This window comes from Pseudomonas sp. KH_024_B2, assembly GCF_057839965.1.
This window is the reverse complement of sequence record NZ_CM174502.1, coordinates 2306007-2325669: the sequence shown is the minus strand read 5'-3', so window position 1 is coordinate 2325669 and position 19663 is coordinate 2306007. Positions and strand designations below refer to the sequence as shown.

The 19663-nt window shown below is 57.8% G+C and carries 15 protein-coding genes; 8 read left to right on the top strand and 7 right to left on the bottom strand.

What is annotated here, in order from left to right; translation table 11 throughout:
- The first annotated feature begins 136 nt into the window (after positions 1 to 136).
- Both AC3I0A_RS10900 and AC3I0A_RS10895 read left to right on the top strand, forming a co-directional pair.
- Positions 137 to 427, top strand: a complete 291-nt coding sequence (locus AC3I0A_RS10900) for a hypothetical protein (RefSeq protein ID WP_489377776.1) — start codon at positions 137 to 139, stop codon at positions 425 to 427.
- A gap of 50 nt (positions 428 to 477) precedes the next feature.
- Positions 478 to 639: a hypothetical protein gene (locus AC3I0A_RS10895; protein ID WP_489377775.1), complete on the top strand. Its 162-nt coding sequence runs from the start codon at positions 478 to 480 to the stop codon at positions 637 to 639.
- 93 nt (positions 640 to 732) lie between these two features.
- Here the strand turns inward: AC3I0A_RS10895 and AC3I0A_RS10890 are convergent, their stop codons facing one another.
- Complete coding sequence (locus AC3I0A_RS10890; protein WP_489377774.1) at positions 733 to 1512, bottom strand: helix-turn-helix transcriptional regulator; 780 nt, start codon at positions 1510 to 1512, stop codon at positions 733 to 735.
- A 106-nt stretch (positions 1513 to 1618) separates the two neighbouring features.
- Between AC3I0A_RS10890 and lhpI the strand changes: the two genes are divergently transcribed.
- Positions 1619 to 2581, top strand: a complete 963-nt coding sequence (lhpI, locus tag AC3I0A_RS10885) for a bifunctional Delta(1)-pyrroline-2-carboxylate/Delta(1)-piperideine-2-carboxylate reductase (protein ID WP_489377773.1) — start codon at positions 1619 to 1621, stop codon at positions 2579 to 2581.
- Between the two features lie 150 nt (positions 2582 to 2731).
- On the opposite strand, the gene yfcF is transcribed toward lhpI, so the two are convergent.
- Together yfcF and katG are read right to left on the bottom strand one after the other, a co-directional pair.
- Positions 2732 to 3364: a glutathione transferase gene (gene yfcF, locus AC3I0A_RS10880; protein ID WP_489377771.1), complete on the bottom strand. Its 633-nt coding sequence runs from the start codon at positions 3362 to 3364 to the stop codon at positions 2732 to 2734.
- 183 nt (positions 3365 to 3547) lie between these two features.
- Entirely contained in the window at positions 3548 to 5782 is a 2235-nt protein-coding gene (gene katG / locus AC3I0A_RS10875) for a catalase/peroxidase HPI (protein WP_489377769.1), read from the bottom strand.
- A 355-nt stretch (positions 5783 to 6137) separates the two neighbouring features.
- Between katG and AC3I0A_RS10870 the strand changes: the two genes are divergently transcribed.
- Complete coding sequence (locus tag AC3I0A_RS10870) at positions 6138 to 6794, top strand: hypothetical protein (protein WP_489378475.1); 657 nt, start codon at positions 6138 to 6140, stop codon at positions 6792 to 6794.
- A gap of 128 nt (positions 6795 to 6922) precedes the next feature.
- Here the strand turns inward: AC3I0A_RS10870 and AC3I0A_RS10865 are convergent, their stop codons facing one another.
- Positions 6923 to 7828, bottom strand: coding sequence for a LysR substrate-binding domain-containing protein (locus tag AC3I0A_RS10865; RefSeq protein ID WP_489377768.1), 906 nt, complete (start codon positions 7826 to 7828; stop codon positions 6923 to 6925).
- Positions 7829 to 7978: 150 nt separating this feature from the next.
- Here AC3I0A_RS10865 and ydiJ point away from each other — a divergent pair, with 150 nt between their 5' ends.
- Together ydiJ and AC3I0A_RS10855 are read left to right on the top strand one after the other, a co-directional pair.
- Complete coding sequence (gene ydiJ / locus AC3I0A_RS10860; protein ID WP_489377767.1) at positions 7979 to 11044, top strand: D-2-hydroxyglutarate dehydrogenase YdiJ; 3066 nt, start codon at positions 7979 to 7981, stop codon at positions 11042 to 11044.
- A 970-nt stretch (positions 11045 to 12014) separates the two neighbouring features.
- Positions 12015 to 12461, top strand: coding sequence for a cupin domain-containing protein (locus AC3I0A_RS10855; RefSeq protein WP_489377765.1), 447 nt, complete (start codon positions 12015 to 12017; stop codon positions 12459 to 12461).
- Positions 12462 to 12582: 121 nt separating this feature from the next.
- On the opposite strand, the gene AC3I0A_RS10850 is transcribed toward AC3I0A_RS10855, so the two are convergent.
- Both AC3I0A_RS10850 and AC3I0A_RS10845 read right to left on the bottom strand, forming a co-directional pair.
- On the bottom strand, positions 12583 to 14484 hold the full coding sequence (locus tag AC3I0A_RS10850; protein WP_489377764.1) for a potassium transporter Kup: 1902 nt from the start codon (positions 14482 to 14484) through the stop codon (positions 12583 to 12585).
- Positions 14485 to 14582: 98 nt separating this feature from the next.
- A complete protein-coding gene (locus AC3I0A_RS10845) occupies positions 14583 to 15725 on the bottom strand; it encodes a peptidase C39 family protein (RefSeq protein WP_489377762.1) in 1143 nt (380 codons plus the stop codon).
- Between the two features lie 92 nt (positions 15726 to 15817).
- Here AC3I0A_RS10845 and AC3I0A_RS10840 point away from each other — a divergent pair, with 92 nt between their 5' ends.
- Positions 15818 to 17404, top strand: a complete 1587-nt coding sequence (locus AC3I0A_RS10840) for a RimK family ATP-grasp domain-containing protein (protein ID WP_489377761.1) — start codon at positions 15818 to 15820, stop codon at positions 17402 to 17404.
- Between the two features lie 67 nt (positions 17405 to 17471).
- The gene (locus AC3I0A_RS10835; RefSeq protein WP_489377759.1) at positions 17472 to 18431 is read left to right on the top strand and encodes a magnesium transporter CorA family protein; all 960 of its coding nucleotides are present in this window, start codon (positions 17472 to 17474) and stop codon (positions 18429 to 18431) included.
- A 26-nt stretch (positions 18432 to 18457) separates the two neighbouring features.
- Here AC3I0A_RS10835 and AC3I0A_RS10830 read toward each other — a convergent pair whose 3' ends face one another.
- Positions 18458 to 19564 carry a hypothetical protein gene (locus AC3I0A_RS10830; protein WP_489377758.1) on the bottom strand — a complete coding sequence of 369 codons (1107 nt, stop codon included), beginning with the start codon at positions 19562 to 19564 and terminating at the stop codon, positions 18458 to 18460.
- Positions 19565 to 19663: the final 99 nt, after the last annotated feature.

Below are 19663 nucleotides of genomic sequence, written 5' to 3'. Positions count from 1 at the left end.
CCGATGGTCGTTGCATTTCGCTTGTCGCCGGCGTTTGGCTAAGCTGAATAAACCGGGACGAACTGAAACCTGAGTGATAGCGGCCATCAACGGATCTGGATGGGCATCAAGACGGTAACTCCCAAAGGAGACGACTATGTATGCGGTTATAAGAACCTACTTGGGTACTGGAGCAAAGCAGCTTTTCGAGCTTATAGAAGAGCGCAACGCCGACGTCGAAGCTACCCTGCGGACAGTGCCTGGCCTCGTCAGCTACACACTGCTCAATACCGGTGATGGCGGCACGGCGGTGACTGTTTGCACGGACAAGGCCGGCACCGATGCGAGCTTGAAAGTCGCGCGCGACTGGATTCAGAAAAATGCCTCGAATATCCACGCGAAGCCGCCGATCGTAACGGAAGGTCCGGTCATTGTGCAGATCAAATAGCGCGCCCTAGCGATCTCTCATGACACTATCGCTGTCGCAGTCATTGCTTTATGAATGACCTGTCTGGACATTACTCGGGCCGCTGGTGGCACAACCTGCCCGATGGCCGAATTCAGTGCGACCTGTGTCCTCGTGACTGCAAGCTGCGGGACGGACAGCGCGGCGCCTGCTTCGTGCGCATGCGCGAAGGCGGGCAGATGGTGCTGACCTAATCTGGATCCCCGGATCGCATGAGCACATGCTACTCCAACACAGATGATCATCTGTGGCCGATGAAACGGTACGCATTCAATATTGCTAAACGGTCATCCGCGAATTTTACTCGGAGCCTCTCCGAAATGACGCCGATAGGCTCGACTGAAGCTAGCGCCATCGGAAAACCCCACCATTTCAGCTATTTGCCCCAAACTCAATTTTCGACTGATGAGCAGTGCTTGAGCCTTAATCATTCGCCGGCTGGCTACATACTGTTGAGGGCTCAGACCCGATAGTTGTCGCATAAGTACGTACAAGTGACTCGTGCTTACATAGCAAAGGTTCGCCAATTCATCGTTGTCGATACCACGGTGAAGATGCTTATCAATATATGAGTCAAGCCGTTGCCTATCCAGGCGCCGCTCCACAGGAACTGTTGCCGAAGCATGCCCGTCATGCATCATCAGATGAGTGAGGAACACGGTGATCAGCTGATACTGGAATGCCGGTCTGTCATGTAAAGAAGTTTGCTGCAGTTGAGTATCAGCCCAATCCAGCAGGCTCAACACGCTTGAGGTCGGGCTTAGCAGTTCAGGCTGATCGAGCAACCGCGCCTTGACCGATGATAGACAGACTTCTTCCAAGGCATTTATGAAGACGTCCTCGGGATTGATATCAATGACCAGCAACCGACACGTTTCGGAGCGGCCATGGTAGTGATGTTCCACAGCACCGGGAAGGATCCCAATAGAACCGCGCGCTATCGTTCCACTGCTTCCAGGCAGTTCGCACTGCATGATGCCTTGATGACCTATCAGGATTTGCGGGTGATCGTGACTATGTGTGCCCTGGCTTGTAGCAATGTGGTTAGTTCGCAGTAACGTTTCCACATTCAAACCTTCTCAGTAGTCTGAGTCAAAAACCTGATAGCTGCGAACAAGGCGCGCCTGGATACCCATATTAGGATGGAGACACCTTCAATGTCGAGTGTCTCTCATGTACCTGAATGCCCAGCAACTGGCCGAAGCACTTCCTTGGGACGCGCTGATCGAAGCTCTGTCCGATATCTTCACTCGCACGGTGCACTCTCCTGTGCGTCACCACCACAAAATCGAGGTACCTGGCGATCCCGCGGCAATGCTTCTGTTGATGCCGGCCTGGATCGAGGGTGAGTACCTCGGCGTCAAACAAGTGAACGTCTTCCCTGGAAACAATGCGAAAGGCCAACCTGGACTCAGCAGCCACTATCTGCTGAGTTGTGCGAAAACAGGTTTGCCATTGGGTCAGTTTGAAGGCAACGAGCTGACTGCTCGTCGCACGGCGGCCGCCTCGGCTTTAGCGTCACGTTATCTTTCACGCCCCGATTCGACTCGATTGTTGATGGTGGGTGCTGGTCGAATGGGCCGCTACCTGGTCAGTGCACACCGCTCGGTTCGCGATCTTGAAGAAGTGGTCGTTTACGACCTTAACGTCGATGCAGCTCAAGCATTCGCCAACGACATTTCTGCTCAGGGGATCTCGGCCAGAGCGGTGACACTCGAAGGCTTACCGGAAGCAGCGGCAGCCGCTGACATCATCAGTTGTGCCACTTTGGCCACAGAGCCGGTCATCAGGGGCAAGTGGCTAAAGCCGGGTGTGCATCTCGACCTGGTCGGTAGCTTTACCCCATCCATGCGAGAAGTTGACGACGACGTCGCGGCGCGCTGCACTATATTTGTCGATACGCGCGAAGGGGCGCTGGCAGAGACCGGCGACCTGATCCAGCCTATCCGCGATGGGATCATCAGTGAAAAAGATGTCATCGCCGAGTTTAGCGAGCTGTGTGCCGGGAAACATGCGGGGCGTTCTGCGCTGAAGGATTCAGAGCAGGCCATGACGATGTTCAAATCTGTTGGTGCATCGGTAGAAGACCTTGCGGCAGCGATACTGGCCTACCAGCGAACTTCGGCTACCCAGTAGTGCATGCATCCAATTGAGCTTAAAGGTCGGCCTATAGCAGGACGACGAAGCGCTTGGCAAAAAGCTGCGCGTGCGCAGACCGCAACTGCGCCTTCCCGACGGCAGGTTTGCGCCGTCGGGAAGATCCTCGTCAATATGATGCGAGTGCCGCTACATCGCAGGACGTTGCAGCTTGACCCACTCCTGCACCGCAGGTCGCTGCCATTGGCGCTGCGCGTATTCCACCAGCGCCGGTGGCACGGAGTCACCATTGAGTATCAGCCGGTTGAGCATCAAGGCCAGATCCACATCGGCGATCGACCATTGGCCGAACAGGTACTCGCGGTTGTCGGCCAGCAGCGCTTGTGCGGCACCGAACAGCTTGCGCGCTGCCGACTCGGCAGCTGGCGACAAGGGCTCTGATTTGAGGCCATAAAACACCACCAATGTGGTTCGCTCCTGCCGAATGGGCAGCAGGTCACTGCGCAGCCATGCCTGGACTTGTCGTGCCTTCGCACGCTGCATCAGGTCTTGTGGGTAAACCGGCGTCTGGGGCAAAACGTCTTCCAGGTACTCAGTGATCGCCGACGATTCAGACAAGGCGAAGTCGCCATGCACGAGTGTGGGTACGCGCTGGGTCAGCGAGAGGCTGGCATAGCCCTGCGCCTGGTTTTCGGACGCTTCGAGGTCCAGCGGGCTCATTTCAAACTCGATGCCCTTTTCGCGAAGTACCACGAAAGCCGACATGGCATAGGGGCTGGCGAATTGAGAGTCGACGTACAGGCGCAGGCGGGAATTATTCACGGGGTCATCTCCTTATGTAGAAGGAGACACGCTACGAGATCCCAAACGATAAATAAAATTCATGATTTTCATGGGCGTATTCCAGGCCGGAATACGCTCAGGAATGGCAACCTCCCTGGAGCCCCCGACCTGAGCGATCAGGTCGAGGTGGTCCACTTCAAGACCCAGGGTCCAACGCTCGCGTCACCTGAGGTCGAAGCGGTCAAGGTTCATCACTTTGGTCCAGGCCGCTACGAAGTCTTTCACGAACTTCTCCTGCGCGTCGCTGCTGGCATAGACCTCAGCCAACGCCCTCAACTGCGCATTCGAGCCGAAGACCAGATCGACACGGGTGCCTGTCCATTTGAGGTCGCCGGTTTTGCGATCGCGTCCTTCAAACTCTTCATTGGCGTCCGAGACCGGCTTCCATTCCACGCCCATGTCGAGCAGGTTGCTGAAGAAGTCGTTGGTCAACGCTTCCGGCCGCTTGGTGAAGACCCCGTGCGGGGTTTGTCCGACGTTGGTGTTCAACACACGCAGGCCGCCAATGAGCACCGTCATTTCCGGCGCGGTGAGTGTCAGCAGTTGCGCCTTGTCGATCAGTAAGGCCTCGGCCGGTACGCGGTAGCGGGTCTTGAGGTAGTTACGGAAGCCATCGGCGATGGGTTCGAGAAAGCCGAAAGACTCGACATCCGTCTGTTCCTGGGTCGCGTCCATGCGTCCTGGCGTGAACGGCACCGTGACGGTCTGGCCGGCATTTTTCGCCGCCTGTTCGACGCCAGCGCTACCGGCCAGCACGATCAGGTCCGCCAGCGAGATCTTCTTGCCGCCGGACTGCGCGTCGTTGAACTCGTTCTGGATACGTTCGAGGGTCGCCAGCACCTTCGCCAGTTGCTCAGGCTGGTTGGCCGGCCAGTCTTTCTGCGGGGCCAGGCGCAGACGTGCACCGTTGGCACCGCCGCGCTTGTCGGAGCCACGGAAGATGGAAGCCGCCGCCCAAGCAGTTGATACCAGCTGCGAGACTGTCAGGCCACAGGACTGGAGTTTGCCCTTGAGTGCGGCGATGTCGCTGTCGTTGACCAGGGTATGGTCGACCGTCGGGATGGGGTCTTGCCACAGGAGCACTTCGTTCGGCATTTCCGGGCCGAGATAGCGCGAGAGCGGCCCCATGTCGCGGTGGATCAGCTTGAACCAGGCACGGGCGAAGGCGTCGGCCAACTGATCGGGATTCGCCAGGAAGCGCCGCGAAATCGGTTCATAGATCGGGTCGAATCGCAGGGACAGGTCCGTGGTCAGCATGGTCGGATTACGCCGCTTGGACGGGTCGTGAGCATCCGGAATGATGCCCGCGCCGGCGCCGTTTTTCGCCGTCCACTGGTTCGCGCCCGCCGGGCTCTTGGTCAGCTCCCACTCGAAGCCGAACAGGTTTTCCAGGTAGTTGTTGCTCCATTTTGTGGGCGTGGTGGTCCAGGTCACTTCCAGGCCGCTGGTGATGGTGTCGCCGCCTTTACCGGTACCGAAGGCGCTCTTCCAGCCCAGGCCCTGCTGTTCGAGGCCGGCGGCTTCGGGGTCGGCGCCCACATTGGTCGCAGGCCCGGCGCCGTGGGTCTTGCCGAAGGCGTGGCCGCCGGCGATCAGTGCCACGGTTTCTTCGTCATTCATCGCCATGCGAGCGAAGGTTTCGCGGATATCCACCGCAGCAGCGAGCGGGTCCGGGTTGCCCTCCGGGCCTTCCGGGTTGACGTAGATCAAGCCCATTTGCACCGCGGCGAGCGGTTTCTCCAGGTTGCGCTCCTGGACGGTAGGGCTCTGCTCTTTGCCATAGCGCACGTCGCCCCCCAGCCAGGTTTTTTCGGAGCCCCAGTAGACGTCTTCATCCGGTCCCCAGACGTCCGGACGACCGCCGGAAAAACCAAAGGTCTTGAAGCCCATGGACTCCAGCGCGACGTTGCCGGTGAGAACGATCAGATCGGCCCAGGAGATGTTACGACCATACTTTTGCTTGATCGGCCAGAGCAGCCGGCGCGCCTTGTCGAGGCTGACGTTGTCCGGCCAGCTGTTGAGCGGCGCGAAGCGTTGCTGACCGGAGCCGGCACCACCACGCCCGTCACCGGTGCGGTACGTGCCTGCGGCGTGCCAGGCCATGCGAATAAAGAGCGGCCCATAGTGACCGAAGTCCGCTGGCCACCAGTCTTGCGAATCGGTCATCAGCGCATGCAGGTCTTGCTTGACCGCCTCAAAGTCCAGCTTTTTGAACGCTTCGGTGTAGTTGAAGCCCTCCTCCATGGGGTCGGACAGGGACGAGTGCTGGTGCAGGATCTTCAGATTGAGTTGGTTCGGCCACCAGTCGCGGTTCGACGGGCCACCGCCCGCGGCGGCGTGATTGAACGGGCATTTCGATTCAGTTGCCATGTGTGAGCTACCTTTGGTCGTGTTCATCCGACTATCCGGCCCGACATGGGCGCAATAGCGACGAGCGAAATCAATGACATAGGCTGCAGGGCCAGCTGTTCGATCAATTGATCGTCGTGGTCACACGGAAAACCCGGATAGCAGCAATCGAGTTGCCAGCACGGTGGCCCACGGCAAGCCTAGTACGCTTCTGACTTGTTCGTATCTCTTATCAGGTCTCAACCGGCCAGTTTTCACCAGCGCTCCGCTAAGGTTAGACCCCTATAAAGCAGTCAGCTAATAGGTGGCGTATTAGGTCTTGATAGGCATAATCTTTTACTTGACCTGTGGAGATGGAGCAGCGGGTATGGAGTACGCGACCTGCACGGGAGAGAACCAGACCATGAATAAGCGCCCGCGCCGCACGGCCATCCACGAAGCTGGCCACGCCCTGGCCTTTTGGTGGAATGATCAGCACATAGAGCGCGTCACTGTGCGCACCAGGACGGAAGCCTGCACCGGCCCAATGATTGATCTGCGCGGCAACCCGCAACACGTCGAGGGGTTGGTCGAGGCTGATTACTGTGTCCCGCACCCCTCCTTCGACGCCCCCGGAATTGCTGAATACCTGCCCTCTATGGTCGAGTCTATTGAACGCGACCTTCTCCATTGCTTCGCCGGCCCCGTGGCCGAAGCCGTCTACAGGCACAGCAAATCCGACCAATTCATCAGCGGCAGCGGCTGGGGTGACCGGCGCCGGGGTTTCGAATTGATCAGTTTGCTGCCCGCACGCAAGCTGCTCGACGCCGAATCCCGGGCAATCGCCCGGGCCAGCTGTCTGGTGCGCCGTTACTGGACCGCTGTCACCGCGGTGGCGGATCTTCTGCAAGAGCACGGCACGGTTAACGGGCAAGCGATAACAGCGCTGCTGTGCGAAGTCACCGGGGAGTCACCTACGCGGCTCACTCATGAGCTGGCAACCCTCGACACGCGACGCAACAGGCGGTGGACGGCAGTTCACGCGAAGCTACCTTTCAAAAACACCGCAGGCAGGCCGTAATGCCGGTGTAGGAGCAGCCGGTCGACGCTCGATTGGTCCGGGCGGCGTTCCGACGATGGACGTTAACGATAACGCGTATTTTCTGAGTAATCCCGTCGCCCTTGAGTCCATCGCGAGCAAGCTCGCTCCTACAGGCGCCCAGGCAAAGGCAAGCCCAGCAGCCACTCCCTGAACGCGACCAGAGCAGGCAGGTTCTGATACCGGTGTTGATAAGCGAGGTAATAGCTTCGGTCGCTGCTGATGGGTTCGAACAGTTCGATCAGGTCCCCGTTATCGATCTCATCCTGTACCAGGATTCGCGGCACGAGCCCGACACCAATCCCGGCGACAACGGCCTGGATCAAATGTGAGGTGAGTTCGAAACTCGGGCCCAGGCGCATGGCTCTGTGGTCCAACCGCTGTTTTTCGAACCACTCCGACCAGGCATGGGGTCGGGTCACGACACTCAGCAACGCCTGTTTGGCAATCTCGATCGGCTGTATCGACGCTGGCGCAGATACGACCTCGGGACTGGCAATCACAATCAGTTCTTCGGACACCAGTTCATGAGTGATGTAACCCGGCCAGTTGCCGGCGCCCGCGAAGATAATGGCGTTCATCTCGCTGGCTGCCGACGACAGATCGGAATGAACGATGCGCGAATGGATGTGCACCTGAATGCCCGGGTGCCCGGCATAAAAATCCTTCAGGCGTGGCAATAGCCATTTCGAGCCAAAAGTCGGCAGTACCGCCAGGTGCAGCGTTCCGCTCTGAGAGTTGAAGGCGATGGTTTGCAAGGTCGCGCTACGAATACGGCTCAGTGCAGCGGCCAATTCATGCTGATACAGCGCACCGGCCGCGGTCAGTTCGATGCGTCTGCCTTCGCGTTTGAACAGCGGGACCTCCAACAACGACTCCAGGGTTTGCACCTGCCGACTGACGGCACTCTGCGTCAGCGCCAGCTCATCGGCCGCCCGGGTGAAACTGCAATGTCGGGCGGCAGCTTCAAAGGCGACCAATAACGACATGGAGGGGGTAAGTTTTCGCGGGTTCATTCATAAAGCTCATGCTAATGCTGCAGGAATTACGTTTGTTTAAGGGGCAGGAATGAGCAAAATCTAGCACAACGGCTCAAACGGGCCACTTGGATGATGCGCCATGCATGCATCTTCTGAATATAAAAAATTCGCTCAGGAACACTCGCCGTGATTGCCCTTTTAAGCACTGATAATGAACAACCTGCGCATTACGAGCATTTCCTGAGCGACCTCAAGCAGGAGGGCTTTCGCGGAGAAATCGTCAAGGACCATGGTTCGCGGACCGTATTGGCCACCGATAACTCGATTTATCAGCGCTTGCCCCAGGCGGCCGTTTTCCCGATGGATACCGACGACGTCCAGTTACTCGCACGCCTGGCCGCACAGCCCGGTCATCGGCGCATTGTGCTGACGCCTAGAGGTGGCGGAACAGGCACCAACGGCCAATCGCTGACGAACGGGATCGTCGTCGATCTGTCGCGTCATATGAACAGCATCCTCGACATCAACGTCGAGTCGCGCTGGGTGCGAGTGCAAAGTGGTGTGGTGAAGGACCAGTTGAACGCGGCGCTGAAACCCTATGGCCTGTTCTTTGCGCCGGAGTTATCGACCTCCAATCGAGCGACTATCGGCGGGATGATCAATACCGACGCCAGCGGGCAAGGCAGCTGCACCTATGGCAAAACGCGGGATCACGTCATTGAGCTTTCTACGGTGCTGCTGGGTGGAAATCTACTCGACAGCCAGGCATTGGATGGCCGCCGCCTGAAAGACGCAACGGCGCGCACTGACCGGATTGGCGAGGTTTACCGCTGCGCCAGCGAGATTTCGACCAGCCAGTCTCAATTGATTGCGACAACCTTCCCCAAGCTCAACCGCTGCCTGACGGGCTACGACCTGGCTCATCTGCAAGAGGCCGATGGGCGCTTCAACCTGAACAGCGTGTTATGCGGCTCGGAAGGCTCTCTGGGTTTCGTGGTCGAGGCCAAGCTGAACGTCTTGCCGATTCCTCGGCATTCGATCCTGGTCAACGTGCGTTACGCAGGTTTCATGGACGCGTTGCGAGACGCCAAGGCGCTCATGGCCCTCCATCCCTTGTCCATCGAGACGGTGGACTCCAAAGTCCTGATGCTGGCGATGAAAGACATCGTCTGGCATGGCGTGGCCGAATATTTTCCCACAGACCCGGGCACACCGACGCTGGGGATCAACCTTATCGAGTTCAGTGGCGACGACCTCACCGCGCTCGAGCAACAGGTTCATGACTTTGTCGAGCACCTGAAGACCGACACGTCAGTGTTGCGTCTGGGTCATACCCTGGCAGTCGGCGGTGACGCGGTAAAGCGCATTTATGCGATGCGCAAGCGCGCCGTCGGACTACTCGGTAACGTCAAGGGCGAGGCCAGGCCGCAGCCGTTTGTCGAGGACACAGCCGTGCCACCGGAGAACCTTGCCGATTTCATTCTGGAGTTCCGGGCGCTGCTTGATAGCTACGGGCTTGAGTACGGAATGTTCGGCCATGTGGATGCCGGAGTGCTGCACGTGAGGCCTATCCTGGACATGAAAGACCCCGCTCACGCCGCGTTGATCCGCCCGATTTCCGATGCCGTGGCGGCGTTGACCCGCCAGTACGGCGGGCTGCTGTGGGGCGAACATGGCAAGGGGCTGCGCTCTCAATATGTGCCGGATTACTTCGGCGATCTTTACCCTTCGCTGCAAGCGCTCAAGGCTGCGTTCGATCCGTTCAATCAATTGAACCCCGGCAAGATTGCGACGCCGGCGACCCTACCGACCGCACAGTTGACCCGCGTGGACGAGGTCCAACTCAGGGGCGCGTTCGACCGTACCATTGATGAGCGGGTGTGGCGCAGCTACGAGAGCGCCGTTCACTGCAACGGCAACGGCGCCTGTTACAACTTCGACCCGGACGATGCCATGTGCCCGTCCTGGAAAGCCACGCGCAACAGAATTCACTCACCCAAAGGTCGAGCCTCATTGATTCGCGAATGGCTGCGCCTGCAGGGCGAGAAAGGCCTGGATGTGCTGGACGTGAGCAAACGCATTCGCAGCTCCAGCCACCTGACCGGTTTTGTCCTTCGAGCCAAAAACACGCTCGCCATGAAATGCGGGCAACGGGATTTTTCTCACGAGGTGTATGAAGCCATGACCGGCTGCCTGGCCTGCAAATCCTGCGCGGGCCAGTGCCCGGTGAAGGTCAACGTCCCTGAGTTCCGCTCGCGTTTTCTGGAGCTTTACCATGGGCGTTACCTGCGTCCACTGAAGGACTACCTGATCGGTTCTCTCGAGTTCAGCATCCCGTGGCTCGCACGGTTTCCATCCTTGTACAACGCCGTAATGAGCGCCAAAACTACGCGTTATGTACTTGAGCATATGGTGGGAATGGTCGACAGTCCGCTGCTAAGCAGAATGGATTTCCAGGCAGTGTGTGAGCGCTGGAACGTTCGCATCGCCACGACGGAGCGCCTGGAGGTTTTGACGGCCGAGCAGCGCCAGCGCAGTGTGATTCTGGTCCAGGATGCATTCACTCGTTACTTCGAAACCAGCGTGGCGGCAGATTGGATAGAACTGATCGCCAGGCTGGGTTATCAGGTCTACCTCGCGCCGTTTGCGCCCAATGGCAAGCCATTGCAGGTGCAGGGTTTCCTGGGGGCGTTCGAGCGGGCCGCGCGTTTCAACGCGCAATCACTGCGCAAGTTGCAGCAGTACGGTGTGCCGCTGGTGGGACTGGATCCGGCGATGACCCTGGTGTATCGCCAGGAATACAGCAAGACGCTGGGTCATGAAGACACACCGACCGTGATCCTGCCCCAGGAGTGGCTTGCAAACGCCCTGCCCCGGCAAGACGCGGAAGCTGTCGCGCAGGTCTATCAATTCCTCCCGCACTGCACTGAAAAAACCAATGAACCGGCAAGCATCGGTCTATGGCAACAGGTGTTCGAGCGGCTGGGACTCAAGCTTGAGGTATTGGCGAGCGGCTGTTGCGGAATGTCAGGAACCTATGGACATGAAACCCGGAACGTCCAGACCTCCGCTGTCATTTACGGTCAGTCCTGGCAGCCACTGGTTGCGAAATTCGGCGCAGCCGGTGGTTTGGTCGCAAATGGTTATTCGTGCCGAAGCCAGGTTAAACGACTGGATGGCCAGGTCGTATTGCATCCGCTTCAGGTGCTTCTAGGCCATTTAAAGAGCCGTGATCGTTTGAAAGCTGGATAACCGCGATATAGGTCTCGCAAGCTCAGCGACGGTCTGGCTCAGACCGTCGCCATCCGGCGAAAAACAGCTAATCGTGATGGGCAGAAATCGGCCAAAAGCAGTCGGTGGACAGACTAGTGGCAAATAGATGGTGTCCTGCTACCCTCTTTACCGTAGTCGGGCTTGCCGTCACCCCTGTCGCGTTATCCCTCGATAGATCTCGCGCTTACCGCGACATGGCATGTCACCTAATGAGAGAGTGTCAGGATAGCGCCATGAAAGTTCGATGCCCTAGTTGTGGTTATATCGCAGACAAGCTTCCGCCAAGCCTTAAGTGTCCTAAATGCGACGATTTTTCCCATGACTGGCTGATTTATGATTGGGAAAGCTTTGCTTCAATGAAGCGTCGACATATTAGATATAACCTTTTAATTATTGGCATAGCTCTAATTAATTTACTTGTGGCGATCACCTTGAAATCAACAGATGCGTTTCAATGGTTGTTCAGCTTGTTTTTTATCCCGGCAATGATCAGTTTGTTTTATTGTCGAAAGCAGCTTAGAAGGAAATCGGAGTATGAGGGGCATAGAGGCAGGGCTTTACTTCCCTGGTTTATCGGTTTCGGGGGTCTCTAAAGCGGCTAACAAGTCGTATATGGACTCTCCCCACACGTGGTGAGTAATGCCTTCCAACCCTGTCGTCAGTGCGATTGCATCCGTATATCTGGTCGGTGTTGGGCTTGCTCGCCCTGGCCACTCTGTAGTTAGCGCAACTGGGGCCAGTCGTTCATGGACCGTGGCAGGTAGCTGCCAGCAGTGAACGACCGTAAAGGGTCGACATCGGCCTTTCGTGCCCGGCAGCACTCGCCCCTGAAAAGGCGGCTGCGGCGCGATAGGGTCCGTGACGTCAGGCGGACCCAAGAGCAGCTTACGGCAGAGTTTCTGCGAGTGAATATACTGGTTAGTGCGTATTCACGCAGCGGAGAGAAATCATGCGAACGGTTCACATTATCGAAGCGGATAAAACGCCCGAGCCTGTCAACGTGGTTGGCGAGGCGATCACTATTCTCGCCGGCGGGGATGCCACTAAACCCTTCGAAGTGCATATCCAGGAGGGTGTGCAAGGCGGCGGACCACCGCCCCACTTTCACCCTTGGGACGAGGCGTTCTACGTCATGGATGGGCAGGTCGAGGTGACCGTGGAAGGCAAGTCCACCACAGTGACAGCCGGCGGTTACGTGCATATCCCGGGTGGAACCGTACATGCTTACAAGAACATCAGCGCAACCGCAAAAATCCTCGGAGTGGTCTCTGATCCCAGAGGAGGCAATTTTTTTGCAGCCGTGGATCAGCTCAAAGTGCCTGAAGATCTACCTCGAATAATGGCGATAGCCAAGAGTTTCGGTCTTGTCTTCCTGGTGCCGGCTGCACCCAAGTAAGGAATACAGCCGTTTGTTCGGCGCACCGCCACGATATTGAAGAAAGCCCTCATGGCCCAGTCGGTTCATGACAACGTTGGCGACGGTGGTTATTGAGGTTGCGCAAACGCGGGACGTCCCCCTATATCTCGACCTGAGTACCCAGCTCTATCACCCGATTCAGCGGCAAATTGAAATACCGCAAATTGCTGTTGGCGTTCTTCAGCAAGAAAGCGAACAGCCCCTCGCGCCAGCGTGCCATACCGATACGCTTGGTCGGGATCACCGTCTCGCGGCTAAGGAAATAGGTGGTACGCATCGGGCTGAAATCCAGCTCACTCAGCGGACAAAGCTTGAGCGCGGCTGGCACATCCGGCTCCTCGATAAAACCGAAGTGCAGAGTCACCCGGAAGAAGCCCTCGCCGTACGCCTCCACCTCGAAACGTCGCTCTTCAGCCACCCGAGGGCTATCTTCGGACACCACGGTGAGCAATACCACTTGCTCGTGCAATACCTGGTTGTGCAGCAGGTTATGCAATAGTGCATGAGGAACGGCGTCTGCACGCGCGATGAGGAACACCGCGGTGCCTTGCACCCGATATGGCGGCTGTACGCGGACGCTGTCGATAAACAGCGGCAGTGGCAAGGCACTCTCGTCCAGTCGCTCGACCATGATCTTGCGGCCACGCTTCCAGGTGGTCATCAGAGTAAACAGGACGATACCCGCAATCACCGGGAAGGCACCGCCCTGCACAATTTTCGGCACATTGGCGGCGAAGTACAGGCTGTCCACCAGCAAAAAGCCGAGCAGTATCGGAATCGCCAACCAGAGCGGAGCTCTCCACAGCAGTAGCGCCACTGCCGACGCCAATAGCGTGGTAATCAGCATGGTGCCGGTCACCGCCACGCCGTAGGCGGCTGCCAGCGCGCTGGAGGATTCGAAACCGATCACCAGCAGCACCACGCCGACCATCAGCGCCCAGTTCACCGTACCGATATAGATCTGTCCCTGCTCCTGGTGGGAAGTGTGCTGAATAAACATGCGCGGTACATAGCCAAGCTGGATGGCCTGAAGGGTCAGGGAGAAGGCTCCGGAAATCACCGCCTGCGAGGCGATGATGGTCGCCAGCGTGGAGAGCGCGATCATTGGCAACAGCGCCCAACCCGGCGCCAGGAGATAGAAAGGATTGCGTACAGCCTCAGGGTTCTCCAGGATCAACGCGCCTTGGCCAAAGTAATTCAGCACCAATCCTGGCAATACCAGGATGAACCAGGCGCGAGCAATCGGCTTGCGACCGAAATGGCCCATGTCGGCATACAGTGCTTCAGCCCCCGTCAGCGCGAGCACGACTGCACCGAGGATGGCCACACCGATCCCCGGATGAGCGATAAAAAAATGCGCCCCCCAGTACGGGTTGAGCGCTTGCAGCACTTCCGGGCGCTGCAAGATGCCGTAGATCCCGAGGACACCGAGAACCACAAACCACAGCACCATCACCGGTCCGAAGAGGATGCCGATCCGCGCTGTACCGTGTTTCTGAATCAAGAACAGCGCCACCAGTACGATCACGGACAAGGGGACAACCCAGTGCTCGATTCCATCAAATGCCAGCTGAAGCCCTTCAACAGCGGAGAGCACCGAGATTGCCGGGGTGATCATGCTGTCACCATAAAACAGTGCCGCACCGAACAAGCCGAGTAGTACCAGCGTCCTTCTCAAGCGCGGATAAGGCCAGGCAGCACGTCGGGCCAGGGCGGTCAGCGCCATGATGCCGCCCTCTCCCTGGTTATCGGCACGCAGGATAAACAGCACGTATTTGATCGACACCACCCAGATCAGCGACCAGAAGATCAGCGAGAGAACGCCCAGTACACTATCCTGATTGACCTGCACACCGTAGTGCCCGGCAAACACCTCTTTGAGGGTGTACAGCGGGCTGGTGCCGATGTCGCCGTAAACCACTCCAACGACGGCAATCAGCATCCCTATGGCCGGAGCTTTAGCGGGAGGTTCCTTGGTCTCGCGGGAAAGAATTTCGCTCACTTGATCTTCTCGGTCGACAATAAGAAATACATCCTGCTCTTACAGTAGCTACAAGATAAACAGGCCGCCAGGAAAGTCTTCTGCCAGGCAACACTCGGCTACCGTACCGGCGCACTGGCGGGTGTCGGCACTCCGCTGCCGGCCTCCTCGCGTGCATAAAGAATCACCGAGGCGCGCAGCTTGTTGCCGCCGAAAGCGCACATCTTGTCGAATGCCTTATGGCTGACAGGCAGATGCTGGCAGTCGATTGCCTGACGATGCTGGCTGTGATCAATGTCCGGGTCATGCAGGTAGACGAAGTCTTCATCGCGGTCGGTGACGATTACCCAGTGCGGGGCTTTCGAGCGAGTCAGGCGGTAGCTGCTGATCAGCACCAGCGGTTGACCGCCGGCCTTCAGCGCGAGTGCCAGATCCAGTTGGTTGCTGCTGATCTGCTCCACATCGCTGTGCTGAAGTTCTGTGCAGAACTCTTCGTGTACCAGGCGCATCACCTCCTTTTTATGTTCGTCGCGCACGCCATTGAGAAACAGCGGGCCGGCGATGCTGACTTGCAGGCGCACGCGAAATCCTCGGCGCCAGGCCGCCAGTGCCAGCCCTTGGGGGCTGCAGCCACCGTGCCCCGAGGTCATGAACACAGTGGTGGCTTCACGCCAGATTTGCAGTTCCTCCCGGCGCTCGATCGAGCGATCCGGCTGCAATGCACTCATGGCCATCAAGAGGCAGGCCGGGCCGCAGGTGAATTCAGTGGTCTGTTGATAATAGGGCACCTGGATTTCACGGTTTTCACGATGCTGCACAATGCGTTTCTCCAGGCGCAGCGCATGGGCATGGTCTGCGTAGTAGTCGTTGACCACGGCGAAGCGCCGGTATCCGTTGCGCTCATAAAGACTGATGGCGGCGGGATTATCCGGTCGGACTTCCAGGCGTAGATAAGCGCAGTCGTTTGCACGGGCACAACCTTCCGCCTTGTCCAGCAGCTGTTTCCCCAGGCCCAGGCCGCGACTGTGGGCGGCAATGGCGATGGAGTACAGGCGCGCCAGGGAGGTGCCGCGGTGGAACAGGACCAGGCAATAGCCCATCAACTGACTCCCAAGCTGCGCAACGATCAGGCTGGCATGGGCGCGGCTGATCATCCACTGAAAACTGCGCGGGGTCAGCCGGTCAGAGGTGAAGCACTGGTTTTCCAGCTCCAGCAGGGACTTCAGATCATCTTGTGTAGCCTTGCGAAATACCAGGTTCATATAGCCGCCGTAAAAGTTGCGTAACGAAACGAGACTTTCTTGAAAGTTCGTGCTTAATAGATAAGGACTTGTTCTCCAACGGACCTCCTCCTATGTCAGCGGTACAAGGCGATTTGCGTGAAGTATCAGAGCAAAATCGGTTAACGGCAATATCAAGCCTTACTTATTTATCTGCTGTAACCCGAAGTTCCAGCCAGCTGGTTATTATTGTCGAACGCAAAGAAGACTGGGCCTCTTACTTCCCCTCTGACGATGTGATGAGTGCACAGGAGTATCTCGAGCAGCCCCTTGAAAACGAGGCCGGCAAGCGTATTCAGGTCATTAATTTGTGCCGCAGCTACAAGTATCTGGGGCACGGGTATTACTGTTCATTACTGGCGGAAGCACGTGGCCATAAAGTTATTCCGTCCGTGCGAACCATCAGCGAACTGACCCGCAAGTCCCTGTATGGCCTGGCGCTCGATGATCTGGACAAGGCGCTCGACAAGGCACTGAACAACCACCTTTACAGCAATACCGAAGGGTTCACGCTAAGCCTGTACTTTGGTAAAACCAACCTTGAACCCTTGCAGGAACTGGCGCGGCAAATTTTCGAGATATTCCCTTGTCCGATCCTCTTGGTCGAGTTCCGCAAAAGCAATAGTTGGCGCATCGAAGGAATAAAGTCCGGCGCCTTGCACAAGTTACGCGAAGACCAGGAAGATCAGTTTGCCCACTCGCTGGACAGTTTCAGCCGCAAGATCTGGCGATTGCCGCGCTCACGACGCGTGGCACGTTACGACCTGGCCATACTGCATGACCCGCAAGAAGCGCTGCCGCCTTCCAATGCCAAGGCATTGGAGAGCTTTATCCGGGTCGGTAAGGGCCTGGGCATTGATGTCGAACTGATCGAGAGAAAAGACTATTCACGAATCGCCGAGTATGACGCCCTGCTGATTCGCGAAACCACCAGCGTGGATAACCATACCTACCGCTTCGCCAAGAAAGCCGAAAGCGAAGGCCTGGTGGTGATGGACGACCCCACTTCAATCCTGCGCTGCACCAATAAGGTCTACCTGACGGATCTGCTCAATAGCCATCAACTGGGCATGCCGGCGACCGAGATTCTGTACAAGGAGCGACCGGAAGACTTCGAAAGGGTTGGCGAGCGTCTGGGCTTCCCGTTGGTGCTGAAGATTCCCGATGGTTGTTTCTCCCGTGGCGTGATCAAGGTCGAAAGCCAACAGGCATTGCTGCAAGCCACCGCCGAGCTATTCGAACACTCGGTGTTGTTGCTGGCTCAGGAGTTCTTTTACACCGAGTACGACTGGCGCATCGGCGTGCTCAACCGCAAACCGATATTCGCTTGCCAGTACTTCATGTCCAAGGGGCATTGGCAGATCTACAACCACAAGGCCAAGGGCCAGGACATCAACGGTGAGTGCCGCACCCTGGCGGTACACGAGGCGCCGCGAGCGGTGGTCGAACTGGCGGTGAAGACCGCGAACCTGATCGGCGATGGTCTCTACGGGGTCGACCTCAAGCAGTCGGGCGATAAAGTGGTGGTGATCGAAGTCAACGACAACCCGAACATGGACGCCGGCATCGAAGACGCCTACCTGCAGGACGACCTCTATTCTCTGGTTCTGGAAGAGTTCATCCGCCGCCTCGAGCTGAAACGTCGCGGCCAGGCCTGGTGAGCGGTTGATCCCATGTTCATCTTCCAGGACACCTGACTTGCGCAGTCGATAACGCCAGAGAGCAGACATGATCAAGAGTTTTCAACTGGCCCATGGGGCATTGGTAGCGGTTGAATACCTCGATGCCGAGGTGATGCTGTTCAGCAATCCCGATATCGCCGAACGGGATCTGCTGCTGAGCGATTTCAAGCTGGACGATCACGCGCTGGCTTCGGCGCTGGATCCGGACGAGGTCTCGCGCATCGAGTTCCATCCGGATAACCTGTTCTTGATCTGGAAGCGTCCGGAAAGTTACTCGGGCGGCGACAGCCTGGCCTTCGAGGTGTCGTCGTTCGGTTTACTGTTCTCTAAAACACGCTTGCTGGTAATCGCCACCGACGATTCACAGTTGAGCGGCCTGGGCGTGCGGCAACCCTTGCACACACCGCTGGACGTGCTGCTGGACATGCTGTTCAACAACCTCCATCACTACCTGGGCCACCTCAAGGTGATCAAGATGGTGGCCCGCGAGCTGCAGCAGAAATTCAATTCCTCGATGGAGAACCGACATCTGATCCAGATGTTCAATCTCAGCGAGAGCCTGATCTATTACATCAACGCGATTCACAGCAACGGCGCTGTCCTGACCCGGCTGCGCAACCATGCCGAGAAGGAGCACTTCAGCCCCGAAGCAATCGCTCTGATCGACGATCTGATCATCGAGAACAACCAATGCAACAAGCAGGCGGAAATCTACTCAAGGGTGTTTTCCGGTTTGATCGATGCGCGTGGCAATCTGATGAACAACAGCATGAACAACCTGCTGCGCAAACTGACGCTGATCAACGTGGTCTTCCTGCCGCTCAACCTGATCGCCAGCATTGGTGGCATGTCCGAATTCAGCATGATGACCGCAGCCGTACCCTGGTGGATTGCCTATCCGCTTTTTCTCGCAGCGATGCTGGTTGCCGGGGGCCTGATGGTGATTGTGCTCAAGCGTCTGACGCGTGGCTCGCCCAATGTGAGTGCCCCCACTGAACCCTTTTAACAATGCATGCCAGCGGCCGTGTGGGGCTATTGATCCACGCGCCCATTGTCGGTCGGGGCCTGGTCGTCACTTTTTCCGTCCTGAAGGGATTGCTGGCCTGGCAGGGGAACTTCTCGCGGTACCGGTCCGATGATGACCGGCAGCGTAATGGTATTGGCGAGACTTTCTTCGATGTGCCCGGACAGGTGATAGACCGCTGTCATCACCCCGAAGGTGGGGCTCTTCACCAGCTTGAGCCACGCCTCGTCAAAGGCAGCACCGAGGTTTTTCCGAACCTGCGCCTCCATGTCCGGCCGGTCGTTCTCGTGGGCGATGGCGCGAAAACCCGCCGCTCCCATGGAAATTATCATGCCTGCTACCCGGCCAGCCGCCGCTGCGGCAGCGCTTGCGATACCTCTGCTGGTGAACTGGGCCTCGAGTTTTTCGCGGGTCCGTTTCGCCACCGACGATATAGCTGCGTCCGATGTTTCGGCTCCCGTTTTACCAGCGGCAGTGTGGATCCTATCGGTCAGGGCCACATAGGCCGGCAGCGTGGTGATCGACTCGGCGTGGACCACCTGGTAGAGCGAAGCGCTGTGGGCGGGTGGCGGCGCCAGCGCGATCGCGGGAATGTCTTTGAGCCGCCGGTCGAGTTGAACCGCAGGTACACCGTAGCGCTGCGCGATTTCCTGAAGTTGTTTGCCGAGGAGCTGGAGGTAGAATTCCGTCGCCTGCCCCATGATCGCGTCGGGATCGACCTCCACGGCGACGGGGGCCAGCACACGATCGTGGTATTGCTCCTGCAGATAGGCAGCCAATCGTCTTGTCGAAAGGTCCTTCTCTTCCCCTGCGCTCAGGGTGTACCAGGTCACCTTCATAGACAGCCATTCCTGGGTCCAGTAGCTGCCAAACCACGGAATGAAGTTTTCCTCGGTTTGTTCGTAGACGCGGACCCTCCAGTGATCCATGGAGCCGCGGGCGTAGACTTTGACCTGTTCTGTCGCGTCTTTCGATGCCGCGATGATGTCCTGATCGACCTGCAGCCAGGTACTCTCCGGGATCAGAACCGGCGCAACCACCTCGGGCGCGCGTTGTGGAATGGCGCATCCCGCCAACACCACCAACAAGGCGACGATCAGGGCGCGCAGGTTCAAGATCGCAGTCCTCTAAAGTAGATTCGACCGCGGTAGCCCACCCGACCTCGGATGAGCTTCAACCGAGTACTTCACGTAGGAGCAGCCGGTCGACGCTCG

What these genes read in the sequence shown, in the direction of transcription:
- AC3I0A_RS10855 (WP_489377765.1), top strand. Translation starts at nt 12,015, where the DNA reads ATGCGAACGGTTCACATTATCGAAGCGGATAAAACGCCCGAGCCTGTC.
- AC3I0A_RS10835 (WP_489377759.1), top strand. Translation starts at nt 17,472, where the DNA reads ATGATCAAGAGTTTTCAACTGGCCCATGGGGCATTGGTAGCGGTTGAA.
- AC3I0A_RS10840 (WP_489377761.1), top strand. Translation starts at nt 15,818, where the DNA reads ATGTCAGCGGTACAAGGCGATTTGCGTGAAGTATCAGAGCAAAATCGG.
- AC3I0A_RS10900 (WP_489377776.1), top strand. Translation starts at nt 137, where the DNA reads ATGTATGCGGTTATAAGAACCTACTTGGGTACTGGAGCAAAGCAGCTT.
- lhpI (WP_489377773.1), top strand. Translation starts at nt 1,619, where the DNA reads ATGTACCTGAATGCCCAGCAACTGGCCGAAGCACTTCCTTGGGACGCG.
- katG (WP_489377769.1), bottom strand. Translation starts at nt 5,782, where the DNA reads ATGAACACGACCAAAGGTAGCTCACACATGGCAACTGAATCGAAATGC.
- AC3I0A_RS10845 (WP_489377762.1), bottom strand. Translation starts at nt 15,725, where the DNA reads ATGAACCTGGTATTTCGCAAGGCTACACAAGATGATCTGAAGTCCCTG.
- AC3I0A_RS10865 (WP_489377768.1), bottom strand. Translation starts at nt 7,828, where the DNA reads ATGAACCCGCGAAAACTTACCCCCTCCATGTCGTTATTGGTCGCCTTT.
- AC3I0A_RS10870 (WP_489378475.1), top strand. Translation starts at nt 6,138, where the DNA reads ATGAATAAGCGCCCGCGCCGCACGGCCATCCACGAAGCTGGCCACGCC.
- AC3I0A_RS10895 (WP_489377775.1), top strand. Translation starts at nt 478, where the DNA reads ATGAATGACCTGTCTGGACATTACTCGGGCCGCTGGTGGCACAACCTG.